The sequence below is a fragment of the Acinetobacter sp. YH12144 genome, assembly GCF_013418345.1.
Lineage (GTDB): Bacteria > Pseudomonadota > Gammaproteobacteria > Pseudomonadales > Moraxellaceae > Acinetobacter > Acinetobacter amyesii.
Genome location: NZ_VPCD01000013.1, coordinates 97,722 through 114,574, shown reverse-complemented (window position 1 = coordinate 114,574; position 16,853 = coordinate 97,722). Strand labels below are relative to the sequence as shown.

The following is a 16,853-nucleotide window of genomic DNA, read 5'->3' as shown; positions in this document are numbered from 1 at the left end:
ATAGCAAGAGTGAACCACCTGATCCCTTCCCGAACTCAGAAGTGAAACCTCTTAGCGCTGATGGTAGTGTGGGGTTACCCATGTGAGAGTAAGTCATCGCCAGCTCATTATTCGAAACACCCCCTGACTAGTCCAGGGGGTGTTTTTTTATGCGTGAGGAAAAGAAAAAGAAGTAATGAGAAAAAAAGAAAGAATTCATCATTCATTTCATGTGATTTATAAATTAAAGACTGAAAGGCGTATACTATCCGTGTCATTGATGGAAAGCTCATGTCTGATTTAGCCTCAAATTCTCCTTATATTGAATATGGCACACGGCCATTTCTTGCCATTTTATTTTCTTTATTTTTAGCAGGCTTCGCAATTTTTTCATCGTTGTATTGTGTACAACCGATGATGCCCATCTTTGCGAATTTCTTTCATGTCAGTCCGACACATAGCAGCTTTCCTTTATCTTTTTCTACCATTGCCTTAGCGATTGGGCTGCTATTCACTGGTTTGATTTCAGATCGATTCGGTCGTAAGCCTGTGATGGTCACCGCTTTATTTTTGGCAGCGTCACTTTCAATCATTAGTTCTATATTTCCACTTTGGAAAATATTTTTATTGAATCGCGTGCTGATCGGATTAAGTGTTAGCGGTGTTGCTGCAGTTGCAATGACTTATATAGGTGAAGAAATTGAGCAAAAAGATATAGGCTTTGCAATGGGCCTGTATATATCGGGTACTGCGATTGGAGGAATGGGTGGTCGTCTCATTGCTGGGGTATTGATTGATTATATTAGTTGGCAAAATGCCATGATGATTATCGGCATCATTAACCTATGTATAGCCACAGCATTCTTTTTATTACTTCCAGCATCTCAACATTTTCAAGCTTATCCCATTCGTTTCAACCGATTTTATGAATCTTTCGTTAAAAATTTAGCAGATCCAAAGCTGAGAATTTTATTCCTTCAAGGCTTTATCCTCATGGGATGTTTTGTCTCTATATTTAACTATATGAGCTACCACCTATTAGAAGAACCTTATCAACTTTCTCAAACATGGATTGGACTAATCTCCATAGCATATTTGGCAGGAATATATAGTTCACCTCGGGCTGCAAGTTGGGGGAAACGCTTTGGCCGGGTAAAAGTTTTACCTTCGATGCTGCTCATGATGTTGTTCGGGCTGTTGATCATGCTCATTCCGGCATTTTGGTCAGTCATTTTGGGGCTGATTGTATTCACTTTTGCTTTTTTTGCAGCGCATTCCACGGCAAGTAGTTGGGTATCAGTTCAATCCCTGCAATACCGTGCCGTAGGTTCATCTTTATATTTATTTTGCTATTACTTAGGTTCTAGTATTTTGGGTAGTAGTAGTGGTTTGGTTTGGGAAATTTCTGGTTGGATTGGGTTGACGAGCTTTATTGCTGTTATCTTGATGATTGGTTTATTTTTAGCAATACAATTGAATAAATAAAGATAGAAATATGTGAATAAGTTATTATTAAATATTCGTTTTACATCTATTTTTAATATAAATAACGCTATAAAAATGGCTAAGTTTACTATTTTTATGATTATACAATTTTGGTCTAATATGCCTTTTAAAAGGTGCCTCATAATAATGAAATACATCACAATATTATAAATAAATTATTTTTGGTTATCATTTTTAAAAGTTTGAAAAATAATAAATATATGATAAATATGAATTATTTGTTTTTTTGAATATTTTTGCATTTGTTTTTAGATAGAATTATATATATAGATCAATATTGGTATTAAAATTAAGGCGATTATGAAAAATATAACTATTTTAATGATGGCTTTGGTTTTTATCTTAATCTCAGCTTGTACAAGTACCACGAATTTAGGGACAGCAGGCGCAGAGCGAAAACAGTTTTTTATCGTTCCTCAAAAGTTATTAACTAAACAGGCGGATAGATCGTATCAACAATTTATTCATCAAGCGAAAGACAAACAACTTTTGATCATTGATCCGAAATTGGATCAGGTTTTAAATAAACTCAAAAAAAATGCGGAGTTTTACCGTCAAGGTTCGAGTCAATGGGATTGGCAAGTCAGTGGGAATTTAAATAAAGATTTAAATGCACATGGTTTTCCAAGTGGGAAAATTGTCATTAACACGGGTTTGTATTGGAGTTTAAAGCTGAATGAAGATGAATTGGCATTTGTGATGGCGCATGAAATGGCACATGCTCTGCGTGATCATCATCGTGAGAAGATTTCCCTGCTGTTTGCAAGTCAGGTGGCGATGATTTCTTCAACTGCGGGTATCGGTACGCTTGCTACTGCGGCCAGTAGTGTGACTGGGCAAGCTGTTTTTTTGCCTAAAGTTTCAAAATTTGAACTGGAAGCTGATGTCCTTGCACTTGATCTGATGTCGAAAGCGGGCTTTGATCCAAATGCAGCATTGAGTTTTTGGCAAAAATATCAGCAGGAAACGACACGCCGTCAAATGCTTGATGTAAAACCATTGATGACTCAAGACAGTATAGATAAGCGTAAGATTTATATTGAAAAATATTTACCTGAAATGCACATTCAATTTCAACAGGCACAGGCTGTAATGTTGAATAAAAATGCGATAACTCATGGCACATTCTAGATTGATTTAAACTAAAGCAAAGTTACAAATGATTTATTTAAATCTTGTTTTATAGTCGTGCTACAGCACTATTACATCTGATGGCTATATAAAACAATTCAATGATTCTGTAGCTATTGTATAAATTATAATCAAGCATGATGAATGGAATTCATGGTAAAATGATCGGCTTTCATCTTCTTTGATCTTTTTTCAGATCATTCCATCTGCCAGCCGAGAATTGCTAGCCATGTCTACTGCTTATACTATGCAGACTGCGCCAAAAGCGTTGTTTGATTACGACAAATATTGGGCGTCTTGTTTTGACCCTGCGCCATTTTTGCCGATGTCACGCGAAGAAATGGATCAACTCGGTTGGGACAGTTGCGACTTTATTTTGGTTTGTGGTGATGCGTATATCGATCATCCATCATTTTGTTCAGGCATTATCGGCCGTACCCTTGAAGCGCAGGGTTTCCGTGTCGGGATTATTGCTCAGCCGGACTGGACCAATGTAGAAGCATTTCGTGTGTTGGGTAAACCGAATATTGCTTGGGGCGTAACAGCCGGCAATATGGATTCGATGATCAACCGTTATACGGCTGACCGTAAAATCCGTTCGGATGATGCGTATTCTCCAGATAATCAACCGAATAAACGTCCAGACCGCGCAGCTACGGTATATTGCCAGCGTGTGCGTGAAGCTTATCCAGATGTGCCTGTATTATTGGGCGGTATTGAAGCGTCGCTGCGCCGTATTGCGCATTATGATTATTGGTCAGATAAAGTCTGCCGTTCAGTATTGATGGACTCGAAAGCCGACCTGTTGATGTATGGTAATGGTGAACGTTCAATCACGGAAATCATGCATCGTTTGGCTCGCGGTGAAAAAATCCAAGAGATTACGGATGTCCGCGGTACTGCATTTATTGTGAATAAAAATAACCGGGCTTCAAAAGCGAAGTTTGTTGAAATCGCATCAAATGATGTCGATGCGATTGGCCGTGTCGATCCGATCATTAACCCTTATGTGATGACCGAAGACCTTGAAGGTTGTGAAATCGAAAAAGGCAAAGACAGCGTTACGCAATATCAAGGCTTCCAAAAAGAAGCGGTAGCAAATCCGATTGTTCGTGAAGGTGATAACTTAGACGCCGACACGCAAATCGTGCAGCTGCAGCCTGCATCAAAAGCCATTAAGCATAAATTGCCGCCGCGTGAATTGGCGGTGATTCGTTTACCTGCCTATGAAGATGTGGCGAATGATCCTGTACTGTATGCACATGCCAACCGTATTTTGCACTTGGAAACCAATCCGGGCAATGCGCGCGCGATGGTGCAAAAGCATGGTGAGCGTGATGTTTGGCTGAATGCGCCGCCGATTCCATTGACTACGGAAGAAATGGATTATGTGTTTGATTTGCCGTATGCACGTCTGCCGCATCCAGCTTATGGTGAAGCGCGTTTTCCTGCCTTTGACATGATTAAGTTCTCTGTGAACATTATGCGCGGCTGTTTTGGCGGCTGTACCTTCTGCTCAATTACAGAGCATGAAGGGCGTATCATTCAAAACCGTTCTGAAGAATCGATTTTGCGTGAAGTTGAAAAAATTCGTGATACCGCACCGGGCTTTACCGGGATCATTTCTGACTTAGGCGGCCCAACGGCCAATATGTACCGTTTGGCATGTAAAGATCCTGAGATTGAAAAGAACTGCCGTAAGCCGTCGTGTGTATTCCCAGGTGTGTGTCAAAACTTGCACACCGATCATGCGCCTTTAACCCAGTTATACCGTAAAGCACGTTCATTGCCGGGGATTAAAAAGATTCTGATCGGTTCTGGTTTACGCTATGACCTTGCGGTGTTAAACCCAGAATATGTCAAAGAATTGGTGACACATCACGTTGGTGGTTACCTGAAGATTGCGCCTGAACATACCGAAAAAGGTCCATTATCGAAGATGATGAAACCGGGGATCGGGACCTATGACCGTTTCAAACAAATGTTTGATCGTTTCAGTAAGGAAGCAGGGAAAGAGCAGTATCTCATTCCTTACTTTATTGCAGCGCATCCGGGTACGACGGACTATGACATGATGAACTTGGCGATTTGGCTGAAGAAGAATGGTTTCCGTGCCGATCAGGTGCAAACCTTCTATCCATCACCAATGGCGACTGCAACGACCATGTATTACACCGGTAAAAACCCGCTGGCTAAAGTGGCGCGTTATACCGAAAATGTCGATATCGTGAAAGGTGAAAAACGCCGTCGTTTGCATAAAGCCTTCTTGCGTTATCATGATCCAAACAACTGGCCATTGCTGCGTGAAGCGCTCAAAGAAATGGGCCGTCAGGATCTGATTGGTAACTCAAAACAGCATTTGATTCCGACGTATCAACCGGCTGGCAGTGCTGAGGGTCAATACCAATCTGCACGTAAAAAGAACTCAAGCATTGCGGGTGATTCACAAAAACGTACAGGTGAACAAGGTAATCGGACGAAGGCTGCTCAATCGCGTCCTTCAAATACCAAGAAGCGTCCTGAGCGTGGTCAAATTTTGACGCAGCATACTGGTCTGCCGCCGCGTGAAACGGGTGAAGCGAAAAAACCTTTTGGCGGTTCGAAACCCAAAGGAAAATCGAAGCCTAAATCACGCGCTTAAAATGATGAAATAAAAAAAGACACTTCGGTGTCTTTTTTTATGGCTGATATGCTCGGCAGCATCAGACAGTTTGCATTTTTATATGTTGTTACAAGCTTAATGCCATATGTGCGTCGGTTATCTCAATGAAATACGAGCAAAATTTGACAGCTTATCGGAATTGTCAGACAGTGAGAGGAAATGCACTTGCTGTCGTTTTAGCGAATGATCTAAAGTATCAATATATAGCAATGGATGCTATTACTCTGAACGAAGTGGCATGTGATGTTTAACGCTTTAAGTTTGCAACTTTTTGTCAGTTTAAATACGTATTGTGTGAAAGTTAGAGTTATTTTTTTTAATAGGAAATTAAAAAAATAATACTGGTTGTATACTTCGTCTTCATAAGAAGTATGTCAAAAACCAAAAATATAAGAAATATAAAGGATTATGAGATGACTATATACATAGTAATAGGGAGTATTTTACTCTTCTGTGTGCTCATAATGGCTTGGAAAAGTTTAGAAGGTGATTCTAAGCAACAAGATAGCGCATTGAAACAACGTGCTATTTTCAACATTAATGAGCAATTAACCTACACGCGTTTAAAAGAAATTTTGCCTAAGCATACAATCCTTGCGCATGTGTCTTTTGATGCACTGTTGACCACGAAATATTATCGGACGCGGAACAAGTATCGAAATATGGTGGCGGACTTTGTCGTCCTCGATGAACAGCACCAAATCTTAGCGATCGTCGCTTTAGATGATCCAATGGTGCTCAAACGGATGCAGCAGTCGCAATATCAAGATGCTTTGCTCGCTTTGGCAGGCTATCGTGTCATTCGTTATGATGATGTGCCTGAGTACGTTCAATTACGCGAAGATTTCTTAAATGAGCAGCGTGTACAAGCGCCATTTGTACCGGTTAATGATTTGAAAAAATATCATTTATATTCAGATTTGGAACGTAAAAAGATCAAAATTATTGGATCTTAGGGATTCAAAGAGCAAAGCCTTTTGCAAAAAAAAGCGTGTCTTTAGACATGCTTTTTTTTAATGGTTATTTAGGCTTAATGATTATTCAGGCTTAACGGCTACGACGGTTAATTCTACCAGTACACGCGGGTCGTATAATTTGGCTTCAACACAAGTTCTGGGTAATGCTTCAATGTCTGACACCCACGCATCCCATACTTCATTAAATGCTGCATAATCCTGTTCAATATCTTTCAGATAAATGGTCACTGACATAATCTGGCTTTTATCTGTACCGGCATCTGCAAGAAATTGATCAATGATCTCAAATGTTTGCTGTGTTTGTCCTTTGATGTCTAAATCAAGGTCTGTTGCCAATTGACCTGCTAAATGGACCAATTGACCTGAAATAGCGATTTCGGAAAAGCGTTTTGAAACATGCAGGCGTTGGATGGTCATGCGGAATATCCTGAAAGCAAAAAGGTCACTTAATCTTGAGTTTTAGGCATTGTAGCTGCAACCAAGGCCGTCAATAAACAGCCAACAGCAAGGTAGATTGCTACATAATGCCATGAACCATCACCCCAAATCACCAAAGCTGCTGCAATCATTGGGGTAAAGCCACCACCGATAATACTGGCCACTTGATAGCCGACACCTGCGCCACTGTAGCGATAGGTGGTACCAAACAGGGAGGTGAAAATCGGCTGGTGTACACTCACCACCATATCATGGGCAATATTGGCAAGGAAAATTGCACCGACAATAATCAGCCAAGTATTTTGAGCATCAAGGGCCATGAAGAATGGAAAGGCAGAAAGCGCACCAATCAATCCACCCAGAACACACATTTTACGATGATCAAATCGATCTGCTAGCCACGCAAAGAGGGGAATGCTGAAGCAGCTAATGGCACCAACCATTAAGGTGATATTGAGGAAGAACTGTTTGTCCATGCCCAATTGAGCGGTGGAATAATTCAGTGCAAAGTTCGTCACCAAATACATGGTGAGTAACTCGGTCAGGCGCAGCGCAATAATGTAGAAAAAGGCTTTTGGGTGTTGGCTAATCGCTTGCAGAATCGGTAATTTTTGCGGCGTTTGTCGAGCTTTGACCACATTGTCGATGAATTCTTGTGATTCGTCTTGATCACGTCGAATCCACATCGCGATAGCCAGCAAGACAATACTGGCAATAAAGGGAATTCGCCATGCCCAATCAGCAAAAGCATCTTCGCCCAAAGTGGCAATAATCAAAGACACAGCGCCTGTTGCAAGAACAAGTCCTACGCCATAGCCAATTTGTACACCACTGCTGTAAAAGGCTTTTTTGCCTTTCGGGGCATTTTCTACAGCCATCAGGGCAGCGCCGCCCCATTCTCCACCAACCGCAAAACCCTGTATTGCTCGAAGTGTCACGAGCAGGATCGGGGCCCACCAACCGATGGCCGCAAAATTGGGTAATAAACCAATGCCGACCGTCGAAATACCCATCAGGATGACGGTGAGCACCAACATTTTTTTCCGACCCAGTTTGTCACCAAAGTGTCCAAATACAATGCCGCCTAAGGGGCGGAACAGGAAGCCGACGCCAAAGGTCGCCAAGGCTGCCAAGGTTCCCATATTGTTGCCAATACTGGGGAAAAACTGATCTTTGAAAATGAGTGCGGCAACAATGCCATAAAGTAAAAAATCGTACCAATCGACTACGGCACCAATGAAGCTACTTAATGCGGCTTTACGCGCACGTTGTTCTTGATTTTGTGAAATATTTTGAGGATTTGGAGCAGATTTTGCAGAAGGCATACAGCGGGGTATTCCATGATTGACAACAGAGTTGCCCTGTAATATTCGGATTTGATCGTCACGCCAATCACAGGACAGCATGCTGAAAGTAAAGGTGATTTTCAGCATCTCAGCGCATACACGGATAATGTAGTGCGCTGATAGAGTACTCTAATTTTAGGCTTTGTGAATAGCAAATTGCTTTAATTTTGTTCTTCTGCCTAAATCTTAAGCAAATACGATCTTCTTGAAGTTTTTAGAGCAGCGAAAGTTGTGTTTCTTGGTTTTGCGCACTTAATTGATAGACCCCTACGCCAATCAGACGAAATCGATCGTCCTCAGAAATATGCATTTCATGCAGTAATTGCTGCAATACCTGCGCAAGGTCTTCACGATGATTCAGTGACGTTTTAAAACTTTTACTGTGCTGTAGCATTTGGAAATTCTTCAGTTTTAATTTGGCCGATACACCGCGCGCGCTTAACTGCTTTTTTTCTAAACTAGACCAAACTTGGTCAATCAGTTTGGGCCAATAGGGCTGACATTGGTTCAGGGTGAGATCATCATCAAAAGTGGTTTCTTTGGAAATCTGCTGACGCTCGCGGCTAGATTGGACCGGTCGTTCATCAATGCCTTGTGCATACAGATAGAGTTGTCGGCCATATTTACCGAAATGATGAATCAGAACGGCTTCTTCAATTTGTTGTAAATCACCCAATGTATTGAGTTGCATGGCTTTTAATTTTTCTTGAGTCACTTTTCCCACACCGGGAATTTTTTTCAGTGCCAAGTCATGGATGAAATGCAAAACTTGAGACGGTTTGATAATACAAATGCCATTGGGTTTGTTCCAATCAGAAGCAACTTTAGCCAAAAATTTATTGGGCGCGACACCTGCGGAGGCAGTTAGACCAGTGCTTTGTAAAATCTCTGCCTGAATTCGCCTAGCGACTTCAGTGGCACTCGGAATATGTTGTAAATTTTCTGTGACGTCCAAATAAGCTTCGTCTAAAGATAGCGGCTCAATCAGAGACGTATAGCGTTGAAAAATGGCATGAATTTGCGCCGAAACAGCACGATATTTTTCAAAATTAGGTTCGATCACCACGACCTGTGGGCAGAGTTTACGGGCCTGTGCCATCGACATTGCTGAGCGTAAACCAAACTCACGTGCAGGATAGGATGCGGCACAGATGACTGCACGAGGGTGATGTGAAGACACAACAACAGGAAGCTGCTTGAGTTCTGGATGTTCCCGCAGCTCTACTGATGCAAAGAATGCATCCATGTCGATATGTATGATTTTCCTCATGCCTAGTTAGATCAGTGCCTGAAAATTGAATGTCAGTATCGCACAGTCAATCTAGCGCTTTCCTCAATTTTTTAACTCGAACGACACAGGTTGACTGAGTAAAACCACCTTGGTGTTTTGAGTTGCTGCCGACTGTATTAATAGATTTAGGCTTTGAGGGGTGTCATCGGCAAAGCGGGGCAAAAATTCGAGCTCTGGATTCAGTGGTTTGAAAAAATTATCCCAATGAATTGGAATCACGGTACTGGGTTGAAGAATCGCTAAGGTTTCTTTGAAATATTGCTGTTGAAACGCTGCCGTTTGCTTGGAAAGTTGGGCAATGCCTAAAAATAAAGTATCGACTTTTAGTTTTTGCAACTGTTTGGGCACAGCACCAGTACTGGCTTTGACTAAACTGTAATGCGGCCCATGTTGGATGAGATAATCATACGATCCACCTTCTTTAAACGCACTAAAATGTGCAGGGAGTTGCAGTGGCTGCGAAATTTCTTCTCCCAAATCATCATTAACGGCCGTTGGCGGAGTATGTTGCGAGGGGATCGCAGTAATGGTGAATTTACCGATTTGCATCGGTTGCCAAGCTTGAACTTCGTGTAGTTGTGATTCATTGATTGGCATCGCCCGTGCGATATTTAAGGTGCTTTTAGAGCCGACAATTATGGCCTTGGGGAGTTGGTGGGCCAACATTGGAATATCGAGCGCATGATCATAATGTGAATGAGTCACGAAAATAGCACGTGTACGTTTTAAGTCGTATTGGTCGATATAGCTTTTTAATAAAGGCTGATCACTTTGAATCTGAGTGAATATGGTCTGACTAAGCGATGGACGAGTAAAGAAGCCATCGATGAGGATTTGCTCTTGGCCATCGTCAAAAAGTAAGGTGGAAACGCCAAAGAATTTGACGTGATAGGGCGCCGCTGAGCGAGTATCTGTAGTGCTTTGTGTGGGAAGTTGATAATGCCACGTTTTAAACGCTGCCAAGGTCCCTGAAGGTTGGATCAAATATGCCAATATCCCGATGGCGAGGATCATAAAGACTGAAAATATAATAAGAAAAATTTTTAAAATACGCATCCTGCGACTCAGTTTTCATGGATTATTTTGTTCGATGTTGTCCTGAGTCGGTGAATAAATCAACGGGGTTTGATCGGGGAAACTCCGTTTTTGTCTAAAAACTCAGTCCAAGCCTTATCATCACCTGAAAATACATTTAAATCGACGGTGGTCGAGATGCCTTGAATTTTTCCTTGATTAGTATGTTGCCAAATCAGCCATTTTGGATTGTTTTTTAGATCGGGTGGGCCTTTATATTCACGGACCCACAGCGGCGTCTGTTTAAACTCGCCAGCTAAGACAATATTATAAAAAGACTTCGAGGTATAAAAAATCGGTTGTTTGCCATAATGGCGGTGCAAGCGATCATGCATATAGCTGATTTCTTTGAGTAACTGCTCTTTGCTGTAGGTGTTAATGCAGTTGGTGTCATATTCCAAATCAATCACGGGAGGAAGGGCATCGGCTTTTTTCGGCACGGAAGCAATAAAATTTTCCGCCTGAATCTTGCCATCACGGCACAGACGGTAAAAATGATAGGCCCCAACTAAAAAGCCGTTTTCCCGTGCTTGTAACCAGTTGTCTTGAAATTTTCGATCTTTAAAATCGCCACCTTCTGTGGCTTTGAGATAAACGAATTGGTATTTTTTAGGTGAAATTTTTGACCATTGAATATCTTTTTGATGATGGGAAACATCAAAGCCTTTGACGGGATATTCTTCTGCAGACGCAGGGCGATGCGGCATCACGGCTAAATAACCCAATCCAGCCACCACCAAGACGCCGCTAATAGCGCTGAGTGCAATAATTGGGCTGTATTTTTTGAATGAACTTTTTGTGGTACGTGATTTGGCTTTTTTAGGCATGAAAATGTATCCAAGTATCCTTTTTATCATAACCCTTTAAGGGCTGATCTGTCATAGATTTGCCCGATGACACAGGTTTAGACATCCACATGTTTAGGAATCTGCCAAAAAATCGCTGCGGTAATCAGGTTAATACAGCCGAGTAAAATCAAGGTGCTATGGAATGCTGTTTCGATTTGTACAGGACCATAATAGGCCGTAAACACGTTGACTAAAGTCCCTGCCAAAGCTACACCGATACTCATCGACACCATCATAATCATCGACAAGAAACTGTTGCCACTGCTGGCATCTTGTTGGGGTAAATCTTTGAGGGTTAAGGTATTCATCGAAACGAATTGCAGCGAGTTTAAAATACCAAAAATAAAAAAGTGTAAGGCACGTAACCAAGTGGGGGTTTCAGCCGTAGAGAGTGCAAAACTGCAAATACAGGCGCCGACCAAGAAGGTATTTACCAATAACACTTTACGATAGCCAAAGCGTTGAATAATTTGACGAATAATCGGTTTAGATGCCAATGAGCCGAGTACCGTCGGTATCATCAATAACCCTGTGATAAATGGCTCAAAGCCAAAAGCCACTTGTAGCATTAAGGGAATCAAAAATGGCATGGCATTGCCGCCAAGGCGGGCAAAGAAGTTGCCGATAATGCCGATGGCATAGATCCGATTTTGAAATAATTTACTGCGAAACAGCGCATTGGCGTGGGTATGTGCATGAAAGGCATAGATCAAACTGGCGATGATCCCCGCAGCGACTAATAGCAGGCTCCACCATAGCGGCAGATGCGGGCTAGCAAAGTTTTCAATGCCTAACGATAAACCCACCATGGCGATGACCAATAAGAAAAAACCCATAAAGTCGAAGCGTTGTACGCTCGGTTCGGTCACATTGGGCATGGCTTTAAAGGTAATAAGTACTCCTAACAGTCCCATTGGAATGTTTATTAAAAAGATCCAATGCCATGTTGCGACTTCCACCATCCAACCGCCAAGGGTAGGACCAATTAAGGGGCCCATTAAACCAGCAAGGCTCATCAGACTCATAGCCGATAAAAACTGTGTCCGAGGAATCACTTTGAGCATCGCCAAACGCCCAACAGGCAGCAGTAATGCGCCACCTATACCTTGAATTACCCGATAAACCAGCAGCTCATTCAGGCTATTGGCCATGCCGCAGCCTAGCGATGCTAACGTAAAAATAATAATGGCTGTGAAATAGGTATTTCGTACACCAAAACGATCGGCCAACCAACCACTTAAAGGAATACACGCCGCAACGGACAAGACATAGGCCACGACCACACTATGCATTTGAAGCGGGTCTTCGCCCAAACTTCTTGCCATCGCTGGGATTGCGGTATTGACGATGGTCGTATCCAGCCCTTGCATAAAAAAGCCAATAGAGACCAATAGCACTAGAAGTCTAAATTCGGGTTGTAAAGCCTGATGTGTTGGCGTGCTATTCATAAGTCAATAAAGCTGAGATTTTTAAACAGTTTAAATGAATATTGCCATTCAGATGTAGTAAAAGCTTTGCATAATTGAGCCAAAAAATTGCAAGAAAAATGCAATGAAAGTTTCATCTCTATGCAACCTAATGTTTATAAATTGGTCATATTTTAATAAAAGACGAATGAAAACATGAAACTACAAATTTCGGCGCTGATGTGATTAAACAAGGCGATGTGGGACCTGAAGATCTGATTTTTATTGCCGCCAAAGATTTGCCCAATGCTTAACCTTTGTTGGTGGTTGGAAATGAAGTGAGCGGTAGCACGGCGGTTTATCAGATTAAATTGAAATAATTAAAGTTTAAAGCATTTGTTTTATTTGAGGTTTTTATTTTAGTGTCGAGAAAAGCATGGCACGAAATTGTATGAACGCCAGATAAACTGTCATAATGCGTTCAAGTCCTTCATTTATTGGAGGGCTTTTTCTTTATGGCAAAGGTGTTTTATTTTCATGACAATCGAAATTCTGATGGTCATAGGCTTCTGTCTCGCGGCCTATTCTATTGTCGGTAATGATGTGCCACAGACATTGGGAACCTTTATTTCATCCAATGCGCATCGCCCTTGGTGGCTGTTGTGGATCTATGTCAGCAGTATTCTAGCTATTGTATTGGTTTATGGTTGGTATAGTTCTGGTGTGGGGGATGCATCTTATGGTCGTTTAGAAACGATTCCATTTCCCGCAGAAGGGGTCACGTGGCTCTATATTGTGCCACCGATCTTACTGATCATTTTGACTCGCTACGGAATTCCGGTCAGCACCACATTCTTAGTGTTAACGATTTTCTCTCCGAGTAGTCTTGGGTCGATGTTAACTAAGTCGATGATGGGTTATGCGGTAGCTTTTGTTGTCGCGATTATTATTTACCGTTTTGTGATTAAAGGCATCTCGGTTTATTTCAGTAAAACACGTGATGAAACACCCTCGAATATTTGGGTGGGACTACAGTGGGTTTCGACGGCATTTTTATGGAGTCAGTGGCTGATTCAGGATTTGGCCAATATTTTTGTCTACGTCCCTCGTCAGGTGCCGCTGGAGTTCCTGATTTTTGCAATTGTGGTGTTTATCGTACTGCTTGGGATCATTTTGTACCAACGTGGCGGGGCGATTCAGGGCATTATCGACACCAAAACGGGTGTGGCTGATATCCGCTCGGCAACCATTATTGACTTTATGTATGCCTTGATTTTATTGGTGTTCAAAGAGTGGAGTAATATTCCAATGAGTACCACTTGGGTGTTCTTGGGCTTACTCGCAGGACGTGAATTTGCCATGTCCATGCATTTACATGAAGTGAATAAATATCGAACTTCACGAAATGTCAGCAAAGATGCGATGAAATTGATGCTTGGTTTGTTGATGAGTATTTTCTTAGCGACAACATTGCCATGGTTCTATCGTGTGGTGTCGGGTTAAGTCGGCACGATCTCGATTTGAATTAGGACATCGAGCAATAAAAAAAGGGGAATAATTTATTCCCCTTTTTGACATCTAAAATACAGTTAAACCACGAAATTTTTCGGGCAATCTAAATTTTTCAGTGCACTAAAGATCTGCTTCGAAGAATTACATACGATCAGTTTGGCACGATGCTGCGGCGGCAAGAAACCTTCAGCGACCGCATGGTCTAATTGTGCAATCAGTGCATCATAGAAGCCATTGACGTTATAAAGCATCATCGGCTTTTGGTGTTGATTCAACTGTCCCCAAGTGGCGATTTCTAAAATTTCTTCGAATGTGCCGAGACCACCGGGCAAGGCAACAAAGGCACTGGCACGTTCTGCCATCATGGCTTTACGCTCATGCATACTGCGCACGACGTGTAATTCAGTCAAATGATTATGTGCAATTTCATAATCCAACATAAACTCAGGAATCACACCAACGGCTTCGCCGCCATGTTCGACCACAGCGTCAGCGACTTGACCCATCAGGCCAATACTGGCGCCACCATAGACCAGACCAAAACCATGTTCAGCCAAGCCTTGCGCCAATGCGATGGCTTTTTCTTGATAAATTGGATTGTTCCCAGAGCGGGAGCCGCAATACAGTGCGATTAAAGGTTGTGTTGTAGCAGGAGAAGGATTACCACGTTTTTCTGTCATTTTTAATCCGCTATTCATTACGTTTTAATTTTACCTTAGCATGTTATTTTTTATGACACTACATTGGCAGCTAAATATGACAATTTAATGTCATCACTGGGTTTAAATTCTTCCATACTGAGATTGTACTTTGGTAAAAAAGGGTGAATTTTTACCTTAACTTGCTATACTTAAAACTTCATTTCAAGCTAAAGAACCGTCATGGGTAGTGGTTGTTGTCACTCAGCACACATCAAAATATTAGAAAGAACGCCATTAAAAGCGTTTGCGCATGTCCAATGCATTTCATCTTCAAATCAGCATGATCTACGTGTGAATAACATTCAGGAGATACAACCATGATCTTTGAATGGATGTCCGATCCTTCTGCATGGGTGGGTTTATTGACACTGGTGGTGCTTGAGATTGTTTTAGGTATCGATAACCTGGTTTTTATTGCGATTCTTGCGGAAAAATTACCGCCAGAACAGCGTAATACCGCACGGATTGTCGGTTTATTGCTTGCACTGTGTATGCGATTGGTCTTACTGGCCTCAATTGCATGGGTGGTGACTCTAACCAATCCACTGTTCCATATTTTCGACCATCCATTCTCCGGTCGAGACCTAATCTTACTGTTTGGTGGGGTGTTCTTGCTATTTAAAGGCACCATGGAACTGCGTGAACGTCTTGAAAACAAGCCGATGCTAAAGGAAGAAAATCCTGTGCATGCGACGTTTTGGATGGTGATTGTGCAGATTGTGGTGCTCGATGCTGTGTTCTCGCTCGACAGCGTGATTACCGCTGTCGGGATGGTGAAACACCTGTCAGTCATGATGATTGCGGTCATTATTGCTGTCGGCATCATGCTGTGGGCATCTAAGCCTCTGATGAACTTCGTGAACCGTCATCCAACGGTAGTGATTCTGTGTCTGTGTTTCTTGATGATGATCGGTTTCTCGCTCTTAGTCGAAGGCTTTGGTTTCCATATTCCAAAAGGTTACTTATACGCGGCCATTGGTTTCTCTGTAATGATTGAGTTCTTGAACCAAACCATGCGTCATAATCAGGAAAAAATGGTGACAACCACAGACTTACGTTATCGCACAGCCTCAGCTGTGATGCGTATGCTCGGTGGGAAAAATGTTGCAGACAATCAAAATGAAAATGAAGATGTGCTTGCAACACGTGCTTTTGCTGATGAAGTCTTTGATGAAGACAATGGGGTTTACCACAGTGTCATGGTACAAGGGGTACTGGGTTTATCTGAGCGTCCAGTAAAGTCCGTGATGACACCTCGTCCTGAACTGGAATGGATTGATTTAGATGAAGAACCTGAGGCGATTCGTGCTCAATTACTCAGTACCACGCATTCACGTTTAATTGTGGCCCATGGTGAGTTAGACAATATCGCGGGTGCGGTACTGACTCATAAAGTCATGAATGACTATATTGAAACGGGCGTACTCGATTTCGAAAAACATCTCCGTGAGCCAGTGGTGGTGCATGAAAATGCACAAGTTTTGATGGTGATGGAACAATTGCGTCAAGCGCCGTTGCAAATGGCTTTGGTGTTGAACGAATACGGTTCAATTGAAGGGATTGCAACACCGATTGATGTCTTAGAAGCGATTGCTGGTGAGTTCCCTGATGAAGATGAACCAGAGACGGCAGCAGAAAGTCTCGATGATGGTTCATTGTTACTCGATGGCTCAACTGACATTCGTCATGTGTCTTTATTGTTGGGTCGTGACTTGGTGGATGATGCTGAACAGTATTCGACATTGTCCGGATATATCTTATTCCATTTGGGCCGCTTACCGGCCAATGGTGAAAAATTCAAAGCGGATGAACACATCTTTGAAGTGGTCACGATGGATGGTCATAAGATTGAAAAAGTGCATGTCATTCCCATGCCAACTGAAGATTAAGTTGCGTATCGGGGGGTAATCTATATAGATCACTGATGTTACGCACGTAAAAGTAATTACGCATTTTTAAAATGATTTTTAAGTCTATTCGAC

General features: G+C 42.1%; 13 protein-coding genes and 1 rRNA gene. 7 read left to right on the top strand and 7 right to left on the bottom strand.

All coding sequences use genetic code 11. The features are described from left to right. The 5 genes from rrf to FTU79_RS10410 form a co-directional block, all read left to right on the top strand. Window positions 1-105 (top strand): 5S ribosomal RNA (gene rrf, locus FTU79_RS10430); the annotation flags it as partial. Between the two features lie 165 nt (window positions 106-270). Continuing rightward, window positions 271-1,464, top strand: a complete 1,194-nt coding sequence (locus tag FTU79_RS10425) for an MFS transporter (protein WP_180049905.1) — start codon at window positions 271-273, stop codon at window positions 1,462-1,464. A gap of 321 nt (window positions 1,465-1,785) precedes the next feature. Next, the gene (locus FTU79_RS10420) at window positions 1,786-2,616 is read left to right on the top strand and encodes a M48 family metallopeptidase (RefSeq protein ID WP_180049902.1); all 831 of its coding nucleotides are present in this window, start codon (window positions 1,786-1,788) and stop codon (window positions 2,614-2,616) included. Between the two features lie 229 nt (window positions 2,617-2,845). Then, complete coding sequence (locus FTU79_RS10415; RefSeq protein WP_180049900.1) at window positions 2,846-5,257, top strand: YgiQ family radical SAM protein; 2,412 nt, start codon at window positions 2,846-2,848, stop codon at window positions 5,255-5,257. 434 nt (window positions 5,258-5,691) lie between these two features. After that, window positions 5,692-6,234 carry a DUF2726 domain-containing protein gene (locus FTU79_RS10410; RefSeq protein WP_078189487.1) on the top strand — a complete coding sequence of 181 codons (543 nt, stop codon included), beginning with the start codon at window positions 5,692-5,694 and terminating at the stop codon, window positions 6,232-6,234. Between the two features lie 81 nt (window positions 6,235-6,315). On the opposite strand, the gene FTU79_RS10405 is transcribed toward FTU79_RS10410, so the two are convergent. The 6 genes from FTU79_RS10405 to mdtD all read right to left on the bottom strand — a co-directional run bounded on the left by FTU79_RS10405 (window position 6,316) and on the right by mdtD (window position 12,700). Next, a complete protein-coding gene (locus FTU79_RS10405; protein WP_180049898.1) occupies window positions 6,316-6,672 on the bottom strand; it encodes a RidA family protein in 357 nt (118 codons plus the stop codon). A gap of 29 nt (window positions 6,673-6,701) precedes the next feature. Then, a complete protein-coding gene (gene shiA, locus FTU79_RS10400; protein WP_180049913.1) occupies window positions 6,702-8,018 on the bottom strand; it encodes a shikimate transporter in 1,317 nt (438 codons plus the stop codon). Between the two features lie 235 nt (window positions 8,019-8,253). Continuing rightward, on the bottom strand, window positions 8,254-9,309 hold the full coding sequence (gene dinB, locus FTU79_RS10395; protein ID WP_180049896.1) for a DNA polymerase IV: 1,056 nt from the start codon (window positions 9,307-9,309) through the stop codon (window positions 8,254-8,256). Window positions 9,310-9,372: 63 nt separating this feature from the next. Then, window positions 9,373-10,386, bottom strand: a complete 1,014-nt coding sequence (locus FTU79_RS10390; protein WP_180049894.1) for an MBL fold metallo-hydrolase — start codon at window positions 10,384-10,386, stop codon at window positions 9,373-9,375. 59 nt (window positions 10,387-10,445) lie between these two features. Beyond that, entirely contained in the window at window positions 10,446-11,231 is a 786-nt protein-coding gene (locus FTU79_RS10385; RefSeq protein WP_180049892.1) for a GH25 family lysozyme, read from the bottom strand. Window positions 11,232-11,308: 77 nt separating this feature from the next. Then, window positions 11,309-12,700, bottom strand: coding sequence for a multidrug transporter subunit MdtD (gene mdtD / locus FTU79_RS10380; RefSeq protein ID WP_180049890.1), 1,392 nt, complete (start codon window positions 12,698-12,700; stop codon window positions 11,309-11,311). A gap of 495 nt (window positions 12,701-13,195) precedes the next feature. Between mdtD and FTU79_RS10375 the strand changes: the two genes are divergently transcribed. Then, window positions 13,196-14,161, top strand: a complete 966-nt coding sequence (locus FTU79_RS10375) for a hypothetical protein (RefSeq protein ID WP_111884840.1) — start codon at window positions 13,196-13,198, stop codon at window positions 14,159-14,161. 86 nt (window positions 14,162-14,247) lie between these two features. On the opposite strand, the gene FTU79_RS10370 is transcribed toward FTU79_RS10375, so the two are convergent. Then, the gene (locus FTU79_RS10370; protein WP_078189478.1) at window positions 14,248-14,868 is read right to left on the bottom strand and encodes a TIGR00730 family Rossman fold protein; all 621 of its coding nucleotides are present in this window, start codon (window positions 14,866-14,868) and stop codon (window positions 14,248-14,250) included. Window positions 14,869-15,188: 320 nt separating this feature from the next. Between FTU79_RS10370 and FTU79_RS10365 the strand changes: the two genes are divergently transcribed. Then, on the top strand, window positions 15,189-16,760 hold the full coding sequence (locus FTU79_RS10365) for a TerC family protein (protein ID WP_180005207.1): 1,572 nt from the start codon (window positions 15,189-15,191) through the stop codon (window positions 16,758-16,760). Window positions 16,761-16,853 lie beyond the last annotated feature (93 nt).

Excerpts from the sequence above, each read along its gene's own strand:
- FTU79_RS10425 (WP_180049905.1), top strand. The coding sequence starts at position 271 with ATGTCTGATTTAGCCTCAAATTCTCCTTATATTGAATATGGCACACGG.
- FTU79_RS10420 (WP_180049902.1), top strand. The coding sequence starts at position 1,786 with ATGAAAAATATAACTATTTTAATGATGGCTTTGGTTTTTATCTTAATC.
- FTU79_RS10415 (WP_180049900.1), top strand. The coding sequence starts at position 2,846 with ATGTCTACTGCTTATACTATGCAGACTGCGCCAAAAGCGTTGTTTGAT.
- FTU79_RS10410 (WP_078189487.1), top strand. The coding sequence starts at position 5,692 with ATGACTATATACATAGTAATAGGGAGTATTTTACTCTTCTGTGTGCTC.
- FTU79_RS10405 (WP_180049898.1), bottom strand. The coding sequence starts at position 6,672 with ATGACCATCCAACGCCTGCATGTTTCAAAACGCTTTTCCGAAATCGCT.
- shiA (WP_180049913.1), bottom strand. The coding sequence starts at position 8,018 with ATGCCTTCTGCAAAATCTGCTCCAAATCCTCAAAATATTTCACAAAAT.
- dinB (WP_180049896.1), bottom strand. The coding sequence starts at position 9,309 with ATGAGGAAAATCATACATATCGACATGGATGCATTCTTTGCATCAGTA.
- FTU79_RS10390 (WP_180049894.1), bottom strand. The coding sequence starts at position 10,386 with ATGCGTATTTTAAAAATTTTTCTTATTATATTTTCAGTCTTTATGATC.
- FTU79_RS10385 (WP_180049892.1), bottom strand. The coding sequence starts at position 11,231 with ATGCCTAAAAAAGCCAAATCACGTACCACAAAAAGTTCATTCAAAAAA.
- mdtD (WP_180049890.1), bottom strand. The coding sequence starts at position 12,700 with ATGAATAGCACGCCAACACATCAGGCTTTACAACCCGAATTTAGACTT.
- FTU79_RS10375 (WP_111884840.1), top strand. The coding sequence starts at position 13,196 with ATGACAATCGAAATTCTGATGGTCATAGGCTTCTGTCTCGCGGCCTAT.
- FTU79_RS10370 (WP_078189478.1), bottom strand. The coding sequence starts at position 14,868 with ATGAATAGCGGATTAAAAATGACAGAAAAACGTGGTAATCCTTCTCCT.
- FTU79_RS10365 (WP_180005207.1), top strand. The coding sequence starts at position 15,189 with ATGATCTTTGAATGGATGTCCGATCCTTCTGCATGGGTGGGTTTATTG.